This is a genomic window from Candidatus Omnitrophota bacterium (assembly GCA_028716165.1).
Classification (GTDB): Bacteria; Omnitrophota; Gorgyraeia; order JABMRG01; family JABMRG01; genus JAQUQI01.
Genome location: JAQUQI010000003.1, coordinates 90,726 through 107,652 on the forward strand (window position 1 = coordinate 90,726; position 16,927 = coordinate 107,652).

At 46.4% G+C, this 16,927-nt stretch carries 18 protein-coding genes; all 18 read left to right on the forward strand.

Annotated elements, in window-relative coordinates:
• Positions 1-58 precede the first annotated feature (58 nt).
• The 18 genes from PHV77_02970 (at position 59) to PHV77_03055 (ending at position 16,921) form a co-directional block, all read left to right on the forward strand.
• Positions 59-1,120: a PilT/PilU family type 4a pilus ATPase gene (locus PHV77_02970; GenBank protein ID MDD5504260.1), complete on the forward strand. Its 1,062-nt coding sequence runs from the start codon at positions 59-61 to the stop codon at positions 1,118-1,120.
• On the forward strand, positions 1,117-2,112 hold the full coding sequence (locus PHV77_02975; GenBank protein MDD5504261.1) for a KpsF/GutQ family sugar-phosphate isomerase: 996 nt from the start codon (positions 1,117-1,119) through the stop codon (positions 2,110-2,112). The genes PHV77_02970 and PHV77_02975 overlap by 4 nt, the downstream gene beginning before the upstream one ends.
• A 22-nt stretch (positions 2,113-2,134) precedes the next feature.
• The gene (locus PHV77_02980; protein MDD5504262.1) at positions 2,135-2,707 is read left to right on the forward strand and encodes an HAD-IIIA family hydrolase; all 573 of its coding nucleotides are present in this window, start codon (positions 2,135-2,137) and stop codon (positions 2,705-2,707) included.
• A gap of 92 nt (positions 2,708-2,799) precedes the next feature.
• Complete coding sequence (locus tag PHV77_02985; protein MDD5504263.1) at positions 2,800-3,687, forward strand: lysophospholipid acyltransferase family protein; 888 nt, start codon at positions 2,800-2,802, stop codon at positions 3,685-3,687.
• Entirely contained in the window at positions 3,663-4,592 is a 930-nt protein-coding gene (gene lptC / locus PHV77_02990; protein MDD5504264.1) for an LPS export ABC transporter periplasmic protein LptC, read from the forward strand. Before PHV77_02985 ends, lptC begins: the two co-directional genes overlap by 25 nt.
• On the forward strand, positions 4,573-5,295 hold the full coding sequence (gene lptB / locus PHV77_02995) for an LPS export ABC transporter ATP-binding protein (GenBank protein MDD5504265.1): 723 nt from the start codon (positions 4,573-4,575) through the stop codon (positions 5,293-5,295). The genes lptC and lptB overlap by 20 nt, the downstream gene beginning before the upstream one ends.
• 28 nt (positions 5,296-5,323) lie before the next feature.
• The gene (raiA, locus tag PHV77_03000) at positions 5,324-5,851 is read left to right on the forward strand and encodes a ribosome-associated translation inhibitor RaiA (GenBank protein MDD5504266.1); all 528 of its coding nucleotides are present in this window, start codon (positions 5,324-5,326) and stop codon (positions 5,849-5,851) included.
• A gap of 20 nt (positions 5,852-5,871) precedes the next feature.
• A complete protein-coding gene (tig, locus tag PHV77_03005; protein ID MDD5504267.1) occupies positions 5,872-7,137 on the forward strand; it encodes a trigger factor in 1,266 nt (421 codons plus the stop codon).
• Between the two features lie 65 nt (positions 7,138-7,202).
• A complete protein-coding gene (clpP, locus tag PHV77_03010; GenBank protein MDD5504268.1) occupies positions 7,203-7,808 on the forward strand; it encodes an ATP-dependent Clp endopeptidase proteolytic subunit ClpP in 606 nt (201 codons plus the stop codon).
• A 91-nt stretch (positions 7,809-7,899) separates the two neighbouring features.
• Positions 7,900-9,036: an alanine--glyoxylate aminotransferase family protein gene (locus tag PHV77_03015; protein MDD5504269.1), complete on the forward strand. Its 1,137-nt coding sequence runs from the start codon at positions 7,900-7,902 to the stop codon at positions 9,034-9,036.
• A 40-nt stretch (positions 9,037-9,076) separates the two neighbouring features.
• A complete protein-coding gene (serA, locus tag PHV77_03020) occupies positions 9,077-10,660 on the forward strand; it encodes a phosphoglycerate dehydrogenase (GenBank protein ID MDD5504270.1) in 1,584 nt (527 codons plus the stop codon).
• Positions 10,661-10,818: 158 nt separating this feature from the next.
• Positions 10,819-12,057, forward strand: coding sequence for a homocitrate synthase (locus PHV77_03025; protein MDD5504271.1), 1,239 nt, complete (start codon positions 10,819-10,821; stop codon positions 12,055-12,057).
• 83 nt (positions 12,058-12,140) lie between these two features.
• A complete protein-coding gene (locus tag PHV77_03030) occupies positions 12,141-13,418 on the forward strand; it encodes an adenylosuccinate synthase (protein ID MDD5504272.1) in 1,278 nt (425 codons plus the stop codon).
• The gene (locus PHV77_03035; GenBank protein MDD5504273.1) at positions 13,415-14,017 is read left to right on the forward strand and encodes a hypothetical protein; all 603 of its coding nucleotides are present in this window, start codon (positions 13,415-13,417) and stop codon (positions 14,015-14,017) included. The genes PHV77_03030 and PHV77_03035 overlap by 4 nt, the downstream gene beginning before the upstream one ends.
• A gap of 289 nt (positions 14,018-14,306) precedes the next feature.
• Complete coding sequence (locus PHV77_03040) at positions 14,307-14,966, forward strand: OmpA family protein (protein ID MDD5504274.1); 660 nt, start codon at positions 14,307-14,309, stop codon at positions 14,964-14,966.
• On the forward strand, positions 14,956-15,318 hold the full coding sequence (locus PHV77_03045; GenBank protein ID MDD5504275.1) for a hypothetical protein: 363 nt from the start codon (positions 14,956-14,958) through the stop codon (positions 15,316-15,318). The genes PHV77_03040 and PHV77_03045 overlap by 11 nt, the downstream gene beginning before the upstream one ends.
• 74 nt (positions 15,319-15,392) lie before the next feature.
• Positions 15,393-16,109 (forward strand): isoprenyl transferase, encoded by a 717-nt coding sequence (locus PHV77_03050; GenBank protein MDD5504276.1) that lies wholly within the window; start codon positions 15,393-15,395, stop codon positions 16,107-16,109.
• Complete coding sequence (locus tag PHV77_03055) at positions 16,103-16,921, forward strand: phosphatidate cytidylyltransferase (GenBank protein ID MDD5504277.1); 819 nt, start codon at positions 16,103-16,105, stop codon at positions 16,919-16,921. The genes PHV77_03050 and PHV77_03055 overlap by 7 nt, the downstream gene beginning before the upstream one ends.
• Positions 16,922-16,927: the final 6 nt, after the last annotated feature.

Sequence of the window (16,927 nt, forward strand, 5' to 3'; positions counted from 1 at the left end):
ATGCCGGTGGGACGGGAAAAGGTGTTTAGTAAAAAATCCCGCAAGACAGGAGCTTATTATGGAAATAATAGATCTCTTACGTATGGCCAAAGATGCCAATGCCTCTGACCTTTTGCTTGTGGTGGGCACCCCGCCTATTTTAAGGATAAACGGAAATTTAAAGAAGACCGATTTTGCCCCTTTGGCCCCGAAAGAATCCGAGAGGCTTATATTCTCCATTATGGATGACAGGCAAAAGGAGCAGTATAAGAAGTGCCGTGACATAGACATATCATTTGCCGCCAGCGGCCTGGCGCGTTTCAGGATAAACGTGCACCAGCAGAGAGGCAGTATAGCGGCGGCTATAAGGATTATACCGCTTGGCATACCGTCTTTTGACGATCTGATACTGCCCAAAGACGTGATAACCAGGCTTTGCAACTTAAGGAGCGGATTGGTGCTTGTGACAGGGCAATCCGGAAGCGGCAAGACCACAACCTTAGCGAGCATGATCAACTACATTAACTCCCAGAGAGAGTGCCACGTTATTACTATAGAGGACCCTATTGAGTTTATCCATGAACATAAGAAGGCTGTTATAGAACAGAGAGAAATATTGATTGATTCGGATTCTTTCCAGGCCGCTCTGTTTCATGTTGTCAGGCAGAACCCGGATATAATATTGGTTGGCGAGATGCGCGACCTTGAGACCATATCCACGGCGATTACGGCATCCGAGACAGGACAGCTGGTGCTGGCCACACTGCATACTATTGACGCGGTTGAAACGATAAACAGGATAATTGATGTTTTCCCGTGGCGTCAGCAGCAGCAGATAAGGGTACAGCTCGCTTCAACCATAAGCGGGGTCATATCCCAAAGGCTTGTCCAGAAATTGCACGGCAACGGTATGATAGTAGCTTGTGAAGTCATGCTCGGCATACCCGCGGTAAAAAACCTTATACGGGAAGGCAATACCCACCACCTGCAAAACGTGATTGAGACAAATGCTAAATACGGTATGCAATCAATGGACCAGTCGCTTATTGACCTTTACAGGAAGAACCTGATCGGTCAGGATGAATTGTTATCAAACATAAAAGATAAAGAACGCGAAGCCGTAAGGACGGTAATAGGATGAAACCGAAAAAAAACATACGAATTGATAAATTAGACCCCGCGCTCATCGGCCGGCAGGTGTTGAAGATAGAATCAGATGCCATAAAGGCATTGGTCCCTAATGTATCATCTGATTTCAACAAAGCCGTAAGCCTTATATTGAAAACCAAGGCCAGGGTCATTGTTACCGGCATGGGCAAGCCCGGTATCATAGGTAGAAAAATATCGGCGACACTTTCATCCACGGGGACACCAAGCCTGTTCCTGCACCCTGCCGAGGCCGTCCATGGCGACTTAGGCCGTGTTACCGAGGACGATGTGATAATAGCTCTCTCCAATAGCGGTGAGACGGATGAGATCAAGAAACTGCTTCCGGTGATAAAAAAAATCGGGGCTAAACTTATAAGCTTGACCGGCAATACGCGCTCAACGTTAGCTGTTTTTAGCGATATTGTACTTAATGTTTCTGTGAGAAAAGAGGCATGCCCTTTGGGGTTGGCTCCCACCGCAAGCACAACGGCAATGCTTGCTATGGGAGACGCCTTATGCGTTGCCCTGCTCAAGGTAAGGGGTTTTAGGGCGGAAGACTTCGCGTTTTATCATCCAGGCGGCAGTCTTGGCAAGAAGCTGTGGCTTAAGGTAGAGGATGTGATGAGAAAAGATGACGCCTTTACCGTTGCAAGAGAGGACGCGCCGCTTAAAAAGGTGCTCTATGCCATAACAAAGGCCCGCGCGGGCAGCGCTACCGTAGTTGATAAAAGCGGCAGGCTGACAGGCATATTCACGGACGGTGACTTGAGAAGAAACCTTGAAAAAGACCCTTATGTTACCGAGAAGATGGTCAGGCTGGTCATGACTAAAAACCCCGCCGTGATAAAAAAAGGAAGTATGGCTGTTGAGGCGCTGAATCTGCTTAGAAGAAAAAAGATAGACGAGATACCTGTCGTTGACAGGGATTACAAACCGGTAGGGCTTGTGGACGTGCAGGACCTTTTAAGGGCCGGGCTTGTCTGATCCGGGGGCCTGGAGGATTATTATGGGTATCAATCTATCCCGCGAAAAGAAAAAGGCTTTTGTCAATACCGTGCAGGATATTAAGTGCCGCGCTAAAAAGATTAAAATGCTTTTAATGGATGTTGACGGTGTCCTTACACCCGGCTCTATGATAATATCTGATTCCGGCAAAGAGATAAAGGCCTTTGATGTCCATGACGGTTTCGGTATCATGCTATGGCACAAGGCCGGGTTAAAGAGCGCCATAATTACAGCAGGGGATTCCAAGGCTGTAGCCCGCAGGGCCGATACCTTGAATATAGACAGGGTGTTCCAAAACGCAAAAGACAAACTTTGTTTTTATGATAAGATCAAAAATGAGTTTGGATTGCGTGACGATCAGGTATGTTTTATCGGAGACGATCTAATTGATATACCTGTCTTAAAGCGGGCGGGATTGTCCTGCGCCGTGTCAAATGCCCGCGAAGATATACACGATTACGCGCACTATAGATGCAGGGCCCGCGGCGGCAGAGGCGCCGTGCGTGAGGTCATAGATATGATACTGAAAATAAAAGGCCTTTGGCCCGGCGTTACAGGTATTTACCGTCTTTAGAACGTATTTTTGACGGATTCGGACAGGCCCTTGGCAGTTCGCGTTTTTATCAAGATATTTTTTTGTTATATACCGGGAGGTTTTTAAGGATAGTGAAATATCGTTTCAGGAGACGGTTCTTATACATACTGCTTGTCGTTTCGGGTAAAATATTTTTATTACTGCCGTATAATATCGCCGTTACTCTCGGCGGCGCCTGCGGCCGGGCGGTTTACATGTTGTTGGGCCGCTATAGGTCTCTTACGATATCCCATCTGGAATACGCTTTCGGCTCTGCTTTGACAAGAGAGCGGATCAGGCTTGTGTCAAAATCCGTGTTTGTAAACCTGGGCATGTGCGCGGCAGAGATATTGAGCCTTCCGAAAATAAAACACAGGTTAAACAGGCTCATTGACATTGAGGGTAAAGAAAAGATAGACAGGGTAATCTCCGCCGGCAGTGGCGCGGTTATTGTCTCTGCCCATCTGGGCAACTGGGAGCTTATTCCCGTGTTCTTTTCGTGTAATGGTTATAAATCCAATGTTATTGCCAGGCCGATATATTACGAGAAATATAACGAATGGATATCCTCGCTTAGGTCTGGCATGGGCATTAACGTTATATACAGGACAGACTCCGCGAAAAAAATAATACGTCTTCTAAAACGAAAAGAACTGCTTGGCATCGTTGCTGATCAGGATGTGGACAGCCTCGGAGGGGTGTTTGTTGATTTTTTCGGCAAAAAGGCATACACGCCTTCCGCGCCCGTGAAACTCGCCCAGGTATGCCGGGTGCCGATAATACCGGTTTTTATCATCCGTTCGGGCCTGCGGCATACAATTCGCGTGGAAGATCCTATTTACATAAATGATATTTCTGATCCTGAATGGGTTGTCAATTATACAAAGAAATGGTCGGATGTCGTAGAGTCTTATGTCCGCAGATATCCCGAACAGTGGGTATGGATGCATAGAAGATGGAAGACCAAGGCCGTATGTTAAACCCCAATTACAGATTAACAATTATTGCCGTATCAGCCGTTGCTGTTATTTTATTTTGCTGCAGGGGTTTTATTTTTGAGAATACTGCCTCCCCGGGCCCGGGTTCGGCAGCGGAGTCCGTGCGCGATCAGGATATGGCGTCAGGCGAAAAAGTCAAGGTTTTTTCCATGTCCGGGTTTTCGGATTCAGGCAAGAAATCATGGCAGCTTAACGGCAAAAGCGCGGACATATTTGCCGATGTGATAAAGCTTTTTGACATCAACGGGAATTCTTACGGTGACGGGGTAAAGGTAAGCCTTGTTTCGGATAACGGTATCTTTGACCGCAAGACGAACAATATTGAATTGCGTAATAATGTAAGTATTGCCACGGATGAAGGCACCACGCTTAAAACCGAAGTATTGAAATGGGATTCCAAGGAAAAGATAGTCTTTACCGATGACAAGGTATATATCAACAGGAAAGAGATGGACATGTCGGGGACAGGCGCTTTGGCCAGGCACAGCCTTAAACTCGTCCAGCTTGACCGCGATATTACTGTTGATCTTAAAGACCCCGCGGCTGTTATCACATGTGCCGGTCCCCTTGAGGTGGATTACGCCAAAAACGCCGCTATCTTCAACAATGACGTCAGGGTGACCGATAAGGAGGTCTTTATCGGCGCGGACAAGGCCACGGCTTATTTTGAACCGAAAAGCAGGTCTCTTAAAATGATATTTTGCCAAGGAAATGTGAACATAAAAAGAGGCCAGGACAGCACCCTGGCCAAACAGCTTACATACCTGCCGGGCGAAGGAAGGGTATTACTTGAAGGCAGGCCCAGGATAATTATACGCAGCGGTGGAGATTTTATTCAAAGATTCAGGCAAAAGAAAGAGAGCGCGGGTGAGCAGATTAAAGGTTGAAAACCTGGCCAAATCCTATAATGGCCGTAGCGTGGTTAATGATATAAACATAGAGATAAACCGAGGCGAGATTGTGGGTCTTTTGGGCCCGAACGGAGCGGGCAAGACAACCTCTTTTTACATGATAGTAGGCCTTATCAGGCCTGATAAAGGCAGGATAATGTTTGATGATAAAGACATAACGCAGATGCCTATGTATAAAAGAGCGCGCTTGGGCATAGGATATCTGTGCCAGGATGATTCGGTTTTCAGGAAACTGACTGTTGAGGAAAATATCATGGCTGTTCTTGAAACGCTTAATATACCGATGCGCGAAAGAAAAAACAGGCTTGAAAAACTACTAAGTGAATTGAAGATATCGCATCTTGGTAAGAATAAGGCGTATACGCTAAGCGGCGGGGAAAGAAGGCGTCTTGAGATAACAAGGGCCCTTGTGACCGAGCCTTCGTTTTTACTCTTGGATGAGCCGTTCAGCGGAATAGACCCTATAGCGGTGTTTGAGGCGCAACAGATTATCCAGGACTTAAAACAAGGCGGATTGGGGATACTGCTTACGGATCATAGCGTGCGCGAAACGCTGGCGATAACAGACCGTTCATATATCATGTATGAAGGCAGGATATTGATATCCGGGACATCCAACGATCTGATTTCCAGCCCGAAGGCCCGGCAGATATATCTTGGAGAAAAATTCACGCTGTAAGAAAACGAAACGATAAACAGGAGGACGCATGCAGGTAAACATTACAACCAGGCACGTGGAACTTGATAACGGCATGAAGGCGTATATCAATGATAAGCTTTCAAGGCTTGCCAAATACAATAATTCCATAGAAGACACCCGCGCGGTTTTTCAAAAAGAAAAATTTATTCATATTACGGAAATAACGGTTACAGGCCGCGGTTTTCGTATCGCGGCCGTTGAGAAAGACCAGGCGCTCAAGGCCTCGTTTGATTTGTGCCTGGCCAATGCCCAAAAACAACTTAAAAAGGCCAGAGCCAAGGCAAAGGGAAGAAGGATACGCGATATATTTTACGGTATAAATGTGTTTAGAAAAAGCGAGAATAGACTGCCTAAGCCTTGCGGGAACATTGTCAAGGTTGAATCTTTTGCCGCGAAACCCATGTCTCCGGAAGAGGCCGCGTTGGAACTGGAAGCCTTTGGCAAGCAGTTTGTAGTTTTTCATAATGCGTCGGATAACAGCATGAATGTTTTGTATAAGCGCAAAAACGGAGATTACGGCCTTATCCAGCCATAGCCGGAAGGAGATAACAGATAGTGAAGATAAAGGTTGAGGACGCGAGCAAGGCGCAAAAACTAATAAAGATAGAAGTGGAACCGCAGAGGGTGGACGCCGCCCTTAACGAGGTTTATGACAGCATAAAGAAAAATGCCAGTGTTCCCGGATACCGGCCCGGCAGGGTTCCGATGGATCTTTTGAAGGCGCATTATAACAAGAGGGCCAGCGAAGAGGCGGTCAACAGCCTTATATGGCAATGTTACGAACAGGCTGTGTCCGGGCAGGGCATAAAGGTATTGGGCTATCCCGTTGTCCAAGACGTTAATTATACGGAGAATAAAAACTTATCTTTTTCGGTTAGAGTTGATGTCAGCCCTGAATTTAAGCTTAAACAATATAAGGGGATAAAGGTAAGCCAAAAGCCCTGCCAGGTAACGGATGAAGATATTGACAAAGCAATGGGGCAGATACAAGAATCCATGGCGCAATACAAGGATATCGCCCCCAGGCCGATAAAAAACGGAGATTATATTGTATGCCTTTATGAATGTTTTGAAAACGGAAAACTGGTTGACAAAAAAGATAAACTGTGGCTATATATTAACGACAAACTTCAGCCGAAAGAGCTATTGCAGGCGCTCTTAGGCGCTGATATAGATACCGAAAAGCAGGCTCTTGTCAAATACCCCGAGGATTATGAATATAAGGAACTTGCCGGCAGGCAAAGGCTTTATAAGATTACTCCCAAGCAGATAAAAGAAAAGATATTACCGGAGATAGACGATGAGTTTGCCAAAAAGGCCGGTAATTTTACAAGCATCGCGGATTTAAAAAAGTTTGTCAGTGATAATGCCGCCGCTTCAAAAAAGGCCGAATCGGAGCGGGACATTGAAAGGCAGATATATGACTATCTGCTTAAAAGCCATGATTTTGATACGCCTGATTCGTTTGTGCAAAGACAACTGGACGCTCTTCTCCGGCAGGCCAAGCAAAGGCTTTTTTACCAGGGTTACAAAAAAGAGGATGTGGACGGGCTTGATAATAAATTGAAAGAGTCTTTACGCGATCAGGCCGAAAGAGATGTAAGGCTGTTTTTTATAATTGACAGAATATCCAAAGAAGAATCAATCAGCGCGCAGGATGAAGACATCAGGCAGAGGATAGCCGAGATAGCCGAGGAAGCTAAAGAAGACGTAGAAAAGACCGGAAAGAGGCTGGAGTCAGACGGCCTTATGGAAGGCCTGAAAGAGCAGATAGCTCACGACAAAACCGTAAGGTTTTTAATCAACGAGTCAAAGGGATAAACAGGCCGGCCGCTTATTATGTCCGGCAATTCCATCGTAACAGTAATATAACCGGAGGATGCAATATGGATGCGAAATTACAGACTTTGGTGCCCATGGTTGTTGAGCAGACCGGCCGCGCGGAACGCGCCTATGATATATATTCAAGATTGTTGAAAGACAGAATAGTATTTATAGGCACTCCCATAGATGACGGTATAGCCAATCTTATCATAGCCCAGTTGTTGTTCCTGCAGATGGAGGACCCTGATAAAGATATAAACGTGTATGTCAATTCGCCCGGGGGGCATGTGACGAGCGGGCTCGCCATATATGATACTATGCAGTTTGTTAAGCCTGATGTCAACACATATTGTATAGGCCAGGCGGCGAGTATGGGCGCTTTACTTTTGGCCGGCGGCACAAAAGGCAAAAGATACGCTTTACCGAACGCGCGAATAATGATACATCAGCCGTGGGGCGGCGCGGAGGGCAGCGCTTCCGATATCCACATACAGGCCAAAGAGATATTGAGAATGAGAGAGCGTATAAATCAATTATTAGTCTATCATACGGGCCAGCCGCTGGACAAGGTGGAAAAGGATACCGACAGGGATTATTTCATGACATCGGATGAGGCGATGAAATATAATCTTGTTGATCATGTTATTGACACGTTAAAGAAAAAATAACCCCGGCCGGCCGGGCATATGGCAGGTTGTATTTTTTTTAGCGCTTTAACATCGCAGGCATGAGTTTATCTACAGGAAAGGAGACAAGTTTATGCAGAAGCGTTATCTTTTGACTCCGGGGCCTACACCGGTGCCCGAGAATGTATTGCTGGAAATGGCAAAGCCTGTGATACATCACAGGACACCCCAATTTATGGCGGTATTAAAGGAGGCGGTTGACGGATTAAAATATATCCTGCAGACAAAAAATGATGTATTTTTATTTACTTCATCAGGCACAGGCGCCATGGAGAGCGCTGTCGCGAACCTGTTATCTCAATCCGACAAGGCCATAGTTGTAAGAGGCGGTAAATTCGGAGAACGTTTTACGGAGATATGCCAGGCATATGGAGTAAACGCTATCAACCTTGATGTGGAATGGGGTAATGCTGTTGACTCTGTCAGGATAAAAGACCTCTTGGCAAAGGATAAGTCTATAAAGGCTGTTTATGTAACATTGTGCGAGACATCAACGGCCGTTGTAAATGATATCAAGGCCATAGGTGATATTGTTTCCAAGACCTCTGCTGTTCTTGTCGTGGATGTTATAAGCGGTTTAGGTTCGGTTGAGTTTAAGACAGATGAGTGGAAGGTGGATATAGCGGTAGGGGGTTCGCAGAAAGGCCTTATGGTACCGCCGGGGCTTGCCTTTGTTTCTGTCAGCGAAAAAGCTCTTGCCATGGCCAAGACATCAAAATTACCAAAATTTTATTTCAGTTATGAGGCAGCCAAAAAAGCGGCCGACAAAAACGATACACCGTGGACACCAGCTTTAACTCTTGTGATAGGTTTGGTAGAGGCTATAAAGATGATAAGGCAGGAGACGATTGAGGCGGCCATTGCCAGGCAGAGAAAGATGGCACAGGCTATAAGGGCCGCGGCTTTAGCCATGGGCCTTGAGCTCTACGCGCCCAAGGCGGCAAGTGATTCGGTGACCGCTATAAAGGTTCCGTCTAATATTGACGGTGCAAAGCTTGTTAAGACCATGCGTGATGTGCATGGTGTCGGCATAGCCGGCGGACAAGCGGAATTAAAAGGCAAGATAATAAGAATAGCCAGTATGGGTTTTATGACACAGTGGGATATAATTGTGGCTGTATCATGCCTTGAAATGACATTAAGGCAGATGGGGCATAATCTGGCCCTCGGATCAGGGGTCAAGGCCGCAGAAGAAATTTTTAGCAGATAAAGTAGAGCAGGCATACTCTTTCTAAATCAAGGAGACGCGTATGTTCAAGATACTGGTTAGCGATCCGTTAAGCGAGAAGGGTCTTTTGATCCTTGAGAAGGAAAAGGATATAAAAGTTGATGTAAAGATCAAACAGCCGGCAGATGTCCTTAAAAAAATAATTAAGGATTATGACGCTTTGATAATTCGCAGTGAGACCAAGGCAACGGCTGATCTGATAGCGTGCGCCGATAAATTGAAAGTAATCGGCCGGGCCGGCGTGGGCCTTGATAACGTGGATGTTGCCTCTGCCACCAAGAAAGGCATTATCGTGATGAACACGCCGGGAGGTAATACCATATCAACGGCTGAACATACAATGAGCATGATACTGGCATTATCGCGCAATATTGCTCCTGCCGACGCCTCAATGAAAAGCGGCCAATGGGAAAGAAAAAAGTTTATGGGTGTTGAGCTTTACGGAAAGGCTTTAGGGATAATCGGTTTGGGGAGGATAGGAAGCGAAGTCGCCGGACGCTGTTTGAGTTTTGGCATGCGTGTATTGGCATATGACCCGTTTCTGGCGCCTGAAAAAGCTTCTGATTCCGGCATAGAACCTGCTGACTTGAAGAAGATATTTTCAGCCTCCGATTATATTACCGTGCATACGCCTTTGACATCAGATACCAGGCATCTTATAGGCGAAAAAGAGATAGATATGATGAAGCCGGGAGTCAGGCTTATAAATTGCGCCCGCGGCGGTATTATGGACGAAAAGGCTGTTTTAAAAGGCATTGAATCCGGCAAGGTCGCCGGCGCCGCCTTTGATGTATATGAAGAAGAACCACCTAAAAACAGCCCCCTCGTATTATCGGATAAGGTCCTGACCACTCCCCATCTGGGCGCTTCTACCGCTGAAGCGCAGGATAATGTGGCATTGGAGGTGGCCCAGCAGGTTGTTGACGCCCTCTTAAACAGAGGTATAAGGAACGCTATTAATATCCCTTATATTGAATTAAAGGCATGGAAGGTCTTGAGGCCTTATATGATACTTGCTGAAAAAATGGGTATGATGCAGGCCCAGCTTGCCCAAGGCCCCATAGGAATGGTAAGCTTGGAATACGCAGGCGAAGTGGCCAAGCACGATATAGCGGCCATTACCACGGCATTCATAAAAGGCCTTTTGACGACAGCTGTAGGCGAAATGGTCAATAATGTTAATGCGATTGCCATAGCCAGGGAACGCGATATAAAGATAACGGAATCCAAGACAAATCAGGTTGAGGAATTCGCGCATCTTATCACTGCAGTCGTGAAATCAGGCGGCAAGACATTATCCATATCCGGCGCCTTGTTCGCTAATAATCAGCCGCGCATTGTTAAGATAGATGGTTATTATGTTGATGCCCTGCCGGAAGGCAACATGATATTGATATCCAATAAGGATGTCCCCGGTGTTGTGGGCCAGCTTGGGACATTGCTGGGAAAGAACGGAATAAATATAGCGGGTATGACATTCGGCAGGCAAAAACCCTCCGGCAGGGCCATAAGCTTATGCAATGTGGACAGCAAGATCTCTGCCGAACTGATATCGCAGTTGAAGGGCCTTAAAGACATATTTGACGCCTGGGCCATAAGCCTATAGCCTTATTCCGGCGGCATGTTTGTAAAAATTATTCCGGTTTTATAAGGTTACGAACAATACTGCTCTGCCTTGATGCGCGCGCAAACATTATTTTAAGGTGGCAATACAGGGCCGGCACACCGTAATGGCCCCTGTTTTTATAAAATTGGAGGTAAAACATGAAAAAAGAACCAATCATCAGGATTATAGACGTGACCAACAGGGACGGAGTGCAGACTTCGCGCATTTGCCTGTCAAAACTCCAGAAGACAATGATAAATATCTATCTTAACGAGATGGGTATTTACCAGAGCGAATTCGGTTTTCCTGTTACGCGTCATGAAACTAATTATTTAAATGCCAACATGGAACTTGTCAGATCCGGCGCGTTAAAGCCCATAATTTTGAGCGGCTGGATAAGGGCCATAGCCCCTGACGTTGAAGAGGCAGTCAAACAAACAAAGGTTGAACACCTGAATATCTCTATATCCACGTCTGAACAGATGATGAAAGGCAAGTTCATGGGCAAAAAATCAGGCGATGATATAATAGCGATGATGGTTGAGGCCTTGAGGCTTGCCAAGAAAAAAGGGATAAAGACCGTGGGCGTTAATGCCGAGGACGGTTCAAGGTCTGATCTGGATTACCTGGTAAAATTTGCCAAGGCCGCCAAGGACAATGGCGCGGACAGGATAAGGTATTGCGATACGCTGGGATACGACGATCCTTTCAGCATATATGACAGGATATACCATATAGCCGGTAAGGTCGGTATCCCAATAGAACTGCATTGCCATAATGACCTTGGGCTTGTTGCGGCCAATTCAATAGCAGGGGCCAAGGCTGCCATAGATGCGGGTGTTGATGCGTACATAAACACAACGGTAAATGGTTTTGGAGAGAGGGCCGGAAATGCTGATCTGGTATCGGTAATATTGGCCTTAAAATATGCCAGCGGTTTTCAGGGTAAATATAGAATAGACGGTAATATTGACCTCTCAAAGTCATGGAAGATAGCCAAATACGCCTCATACGCGTTTAATGTGCCTATACCGATAAATCAACCCGGGGTAGGCGCCAACGCCTTTGCGCATGAATCCGGCATACATGCCGACGGGGCCTTAAAGGACAGGCGTAATTATGAACTGTATGATTATGAAGAGCTGGGCAGGGGCGAACCTGAAATAATAGATACAGGCAGGCAGATAACCGCGGGCGAATACAGCGGCATTAAGGGTTTCAGGAACGTTTATGATAAACTTGAGGTAAAGTTTAAAGACGACAAAGAGGCGGCTGAAATACTTGAGCTTGTAAGATATGCCAATGTCCATAACCAAAAACCGCTTGTTGAGGATGAATTAAAATTTGTCGCCAGCTATCCGGATATAGCCCGTAAAATTTTTACAATGAAGCCGTAACCGGCGCTTCGCGGGGTTATTTTTTAAAACACGGCTGTCCGCTTAAGGGTATGACGGCCATAGCAGGATAAGAAGGGGAATTTATGCCGAGCACGGTTGTAATAGGGGCCCAGTGGGGCGATGAAGGCAAGGGCAAGATAATAGATATATTTTCAAAAAATTACGATTATATTGTCCGTTATCAAGGCGGCAATAATGCCGGGCATACGGTTGTTATAGGACAGGAATCATTTATCCTGCATCTTATACCGTCAGGCATACTGCACAAGGCTAAACGCTGTATCATAGGAAACGGGGTTGTCGTAAATCCTGTCGCTTTAATAGAAGAGATTGACAAGTTGACGGCCCGGGGCATAGATGTAGACGGAAAACTTCTTATCAGCGAACAGGCGCATATCATATTTCCGTATCATTGGAAGATAGACGAACTGCGCGAGATAGCCAAAGGCCAGGGCAAGATAGGGACCACAAAACGGGGGATAGGGCCTTGCTATACGGATAAGGTGAGCCGTTGCGGTATCAGGATGGTAGACTTTTTAAACGATAAGGTATTTGCCGAAAAACTTAAGCATAATCTAAAAGAAAAGAACGCTGTCTTAAGGAGCGTTTACGGTTTCAAGGGTTATTCGTTTTCCACCCTTTATAATGAATACATGGGTTACCGCAAAAAGATCGCCCGTTATATAGCGGATACGGCGCTTGTAATTAACAAGGCCCTTGACAAAGGCAAAAAGGTCTTGTTTGAAGGCGCGCAGGGGACATTGCTTGACGTGGATTTCGGCACATATCCCTATGTAACGTCTTCCAATTCCACGGCCGGCGGAGCGTGTACCGGTACAGGGGTCGGCCCTTCCAGAATTGATAATGTTGTCGGCGTGGTCAAGGCGTATACCACGCGCGTTGGCGAAGGCCCTTTCCCAACGGAATTTTCCAGCAAGCTCATGAAACAGATAAGGGACAAAGGCAACGAATTCGGCGCTACTACGGGCAGGCCCAGGCGCTGTGGATGGTTTGACGCTCTTATTGTCAGGCATGCCGTTATGGTAAACGGTATAAAAGAAATAGTTGTTACAAAGCTTGATGTGCTTGATGAGCTTGACAGCATAGACGTGTGTGTGGGATACAGGTATAAAAAAGACAGATACGAAAACTTTCCTTCCGATATTCAGGTATTGTCCGGCGTAAGGCCCGTATACGATACACTGCCCGGATGGAAATGCGACACGTCCGGGATAAAAAGTTATGACAGGCTCCCGCGCCGGGCGAAAGATTATTTAAAGAGGCTGTCCGGTATTACGAACGCGAAAATTAGCATGGTATCCGTAGGTTCGGACAGAAAGCAGATACTAAGGGTGGGATGATGTTTTTCGCAGCCATTGATATTAAGCGCGTATTATCTGCCGGTATCCGGTTTCTCTGCGCCGCGATTTTCGCGACGTCTGTTTTACCTGTATTTGCCGCCGCAGAGGATGAAGCGCAGGGGTATAAAGTCTGGATATCAGGCAGTCTGCCCGGAGACTGTATATCTGAAGGCGTCTGGCATTGGGACGATAAGGTCCTTTGCAATGGCGCGATGTCCCATACGCAGTATTCCGCAAACGGCATTGACAGGCATTCGTTTAAGGCAAAAGAGCCTATAGCCGTTAATACCGGTTCATCCGTGATCCAGTATGTATACATTGACCCTCAAAGCGTGCCTGACGGCATTATGCTTAAAATATTCCTGATACCAGGTGAAGACATGTCTTTTTACTGGGAAGGCTATGAAGAAGCGTTTGTGGCCTTAGACGAATACATAAGCGCCTGGTATATGGATTTTATGCCGCGGGCAGGGGAATGGATACGTTTGGCCATTGATTTTGGCCAGCTTGATCTGCCTAATGCCGCGGAGATATCAGGCATTGAATATATAGTAAGCAATGGCAGGGTTTGGTGGGGCCAGACTCTTGTGTCGGCTTAGGTGTTTTAGAAGGCGCAAATACAAGGAGATATAAACATGCCAAAGAGAAAAAGAAAAGGTAAACTGCAGTGGAGGAGTAAGAGGGCCAACAAGGGGGCCAGGCCCTGCAAGGGCTGATAGAAGCTCGCCGCCGTGATAATAATTTTACCGCTCTCATGGCGAAGAAATGGTTTTACTTGGGTTAAGAATACAGATTTGTTTTTAAATTGCCGGGTATGTGAATATAAAATGGGTACTGTGTCCAGTATCCTCTAATCCCGCGAGGCTATTTCTTACAAGGAGGTGTCAGATGAGGTCAAGCGTCTTATTGATCGTGTTCTGCCTGATCGTGTCTCTTGCGGTTTCAGGCTGCGCCGTCGGTTTTTATAAAGGCAGGCCGAGCGATAAAGAGAAGATTGAGGCATTGAAAGATGAGCTGGCCCGGTTAAGAGAGGCCAAGAGCATGTTAGACGGAAGGCTGAAAGAAGAAATAGATTCCGATAAAGTTTCACTGACAATGGATGAGAGAGGCATAGTAATTACCTTTGTCGCCGAGGTATTATTTGATTCGGGCAAGGCCGACTTAAAATCTGAAGGCACGGTGATACTGCAAAAGATAGCTTCCGTGATAAGCAGGGAAGCGGCTGATAACGAGATCAGTATTGAAGGCCATACCGATAATGTTCCTATAAAACATTCGCACTGGAAATCCAATTGGGACCTTTCCACGGCCAGGGCAACGAGCGTTCTCCATTATCTTGTCAGCGACTGCTCTCTTAGGCCGGATAATTTATCTGCCACAGGTTATGGCGAATACAGGCCGGTAAAGTCCAATAGCACTGCCGAAGGAAGGCAGGCTAACAGAAGGGTGGAGATTATAATTAAGCCTGTCCCGTCCGCTAAAGTTTCATACGGCCCGGTAGAAAACGTAATTGACGATTCCGAAGAAGGTTCGGAATATGTCAAATAGCTTTAGGGTGCATATAGCGCTCTTTGTTATTATCATTATATTGTCTTTATCCTTAATAAGGGCCGGTTCCCACTCAAGCCTGGTCAAGAAGGAAAACGCGGACCTTATAAGCCAGCATGATATTTTATTGTCAAAGACAAAGGCATTATCCGAGCGGCTTGATGAGGTGATGGCCGAGCTGGAAGGTCAAAATGCTGTTTTGGAGGATGCCAACAACAGCCTCGCGCGCGAGAGGCTTAAAAATGCCCGGCTTGTCCAGGATATTGAAAACATGAAACAGTCTTTTGCCTCCAACGACAGCGCGCAAAACGAGGCCGCTGTTGTTACGGCGACTGCTGTCTTGGAACAGTAAACAAGCGTTCGTTAGGGTTTTTTTAAAACTACGCACACTATAACACAAAACCGGTATTGTCAAAGGCGGACCGCGTGGCTGAGAATAGCAGGCTTCCAAGACATATTGCCGTAATAATGGACGGTAACGGCAGATGGGCGCGCAGGCGGCATCTGCCGCACGCCTTTGGCCATCGCCGCGGCGCTAAAAGCGTTGATATTATTACCCAGTATTGCGCCAGGTTAGGTATTGAAGCCCTTACCCTTTATAGTTTCTCAACTGAAAACTGGAAACGCCCGCCTGAAGAGATCAATGCTTTGATGGATCTTTTGTGCAAGTATCTGCAAAGTAAATATAAAAAATTGCAGGATAATGATATCAGGCTTAACGCTATCGGCAGGCTTGAGGCCTTGCCCATGGCCGTAAGGTCAGTCCTTTTTGATGTCATGAAAAAAACGGCCGCTAACAAAAAAATGGTATTGACTCTCGCGCTTAATTACGGCGGCAGGCAGGAAATTACGGATGCCGCGCGGGCGCTTGCCGCGGACGCCAGAGACCGGCGTATCGCGCCTGAAGATATAGATGAAGCGCTTTTTGCCGGTTACCTGTATACCCGGGGCCTGCCGGAGATAGACCTTTTGATAAGGACAAGCGGAGAATTCAGGTTGAGCAATTTTTTATTATGGCAGTTATCATACGCGGAGATAGTCATAACCAAAACCCTCTGGCCTGATTTCGGAAAAAAAGATCTTGACGACGCTTTGGGGCAGTATTGCAAAAGGGACAGGCGTTTCGGAGCCAGGACATGTTAAAATTCAGATTGCTCGGTTCTGTATTATGGGCGCTCTGCCTGTGGGCGGTGGTTTTTTTATCGCCGGCATGGGTATTGGCGCTTTCGGTAACTATTATAATAGGGATAGGGCTTTATGAATTTTATGCCATGGTTTCAAAAAAAGGCATACCGGTTTACAGGTATTTTGGTATTATCACAGGCTGTCTGATACCCCTTACCACCTATTTGCGGCTGTCGCCGACCGCTGAAATGGAATTTATACTGATAACAACCGTCTGCCTTTGCGTATTTCTTCTTCAGCTTACAAGGCGTAATACCGAGCAGGCTCTTACCGGTATTGCCACTACAATATTAGGCATATTTTATGTCAGCTGGATGTTCTCTTATACGGTCAAACTGCGTGTTATGCCGCCGCTTAATATGGACGGCAGGCTGGTCGTATTATTTTTGATTATTATTACTAAGGCGGGAGACGTCGGCGCTTATGTTATAGGGACGCTTTTCGGCAGGCATCAGCTTATACCCCGCATAAGCCCAAAGAAGACTGTGGAAGGGACTGTCTCGGCGCTGGTCGTCAGTTTTTTTGCGGCGGTCTTTTTTAGATGGATGCTGCCGGCTGTATCCATGGGCCATATTTTTACAATCGGGTTTTTATTAAGCCTTACAGGGCAGGTCGGCGACCTCTCCGAATCGCTGATAAAAAGAGATTGCAAGGTCAAGGATTCCGGCACCTTGTGGCCGGGCCTGGGCGGCATGCTTGATATGATAGATAGTATTATTTTTACCGCGCCGATACTTTATTTTTATTTACGGCTTATTCCCCACAATTAAACGATG

Coding starts and splice junctions, on each gene's coding strand:
- PHV77_02970 (MDD5504260.1), top strand. CDS start 59: ATGGAAATAATAGATCTCTTACGTATGGCCAAAGATGCCAATGCCTCT.
- PHV77_02975 (MDD5504261.1), top strand. CDS start 1,117: ATGAAACCGAAAAAAAACATACGAATTGATAAATTAGACCCCGCGCTC.
- PHV77_02980 (MDD5504262.1), top strand. CDS start 2,135: ATGGGTATCAATCTATCCCGCGAAAAGAAAAAGGCTTTTGTCAATACC.
- lptC (MDD5504264.1), top strand. CDS start 3,663: ATGGAAGACCAAGGCCGTATGTTAAACCCCAATTACAGATTAACAATT.
- raiA (MDD5504266.1), top strand. CDS start 5,324: ATGCAGGTAAACATTACAACCAGGCACGTGGAACTTGATAACGGCATG.
- clpP (MDD5504268.1), top strand. CDS start 7,203: ATGGATGCGAAATTACAGACTTTGGTGCCCATGGTTGTTGAGCAGACC.
- PHV77_03015 (MDD5504269.1), top strand. CDS start 7,900: ATGCAGAAGCGTTATCTTTTGACTCCGGGGCCTACACCGGTGCCCGAG.
- serA (MDD5504270.1), top strand. CDS start 9,077: ATGTTCAAGATACTGGTTAGCGATCCGTTAAGCGAGAAGGGTCTTTTG.
- PHV77_03025 (MDD5504271.1), top strand. CDS start 10,819: ATGAAAAAAGAACCAATCATCAGGATTATAGACGTGACCAACAGGGAC.
- PHV77_03030 (MDD5504272.1), top strand. CDS start 12,141: ATGCCGAGCACGGTTGTAATAGGGGCCCAGTGGGGCGATGAAGGCAAG.
- PHV77_03035 (MDD5504273.1), top strand. CDS start 13,415: ATGATGTTTTTCGCAGCCATTGATATTAAGCGCGTATTATCTGCCGGT.
- PHV77_03040 (MDD5504274.1), top strand. CDS start 14,307: ATGAGGTCAAGCGTCTTATTGATCGTGTTCTGCCTGATCGTGTCTCTT.
- PHV77_03045 (MDD5504275.1), top strand. CDS start 14,956: ATGTCAAATAGCTTTAGGGTGCATATAGCGCTCTTTGTTATTATCATT.
- PHV77_03055 (MDD5504277.1), top strand. CDS start 16,103: ATGTTAAAATTCAGATTGCTCGGTTCTGTATTATGGGCGCTCTGCCTG.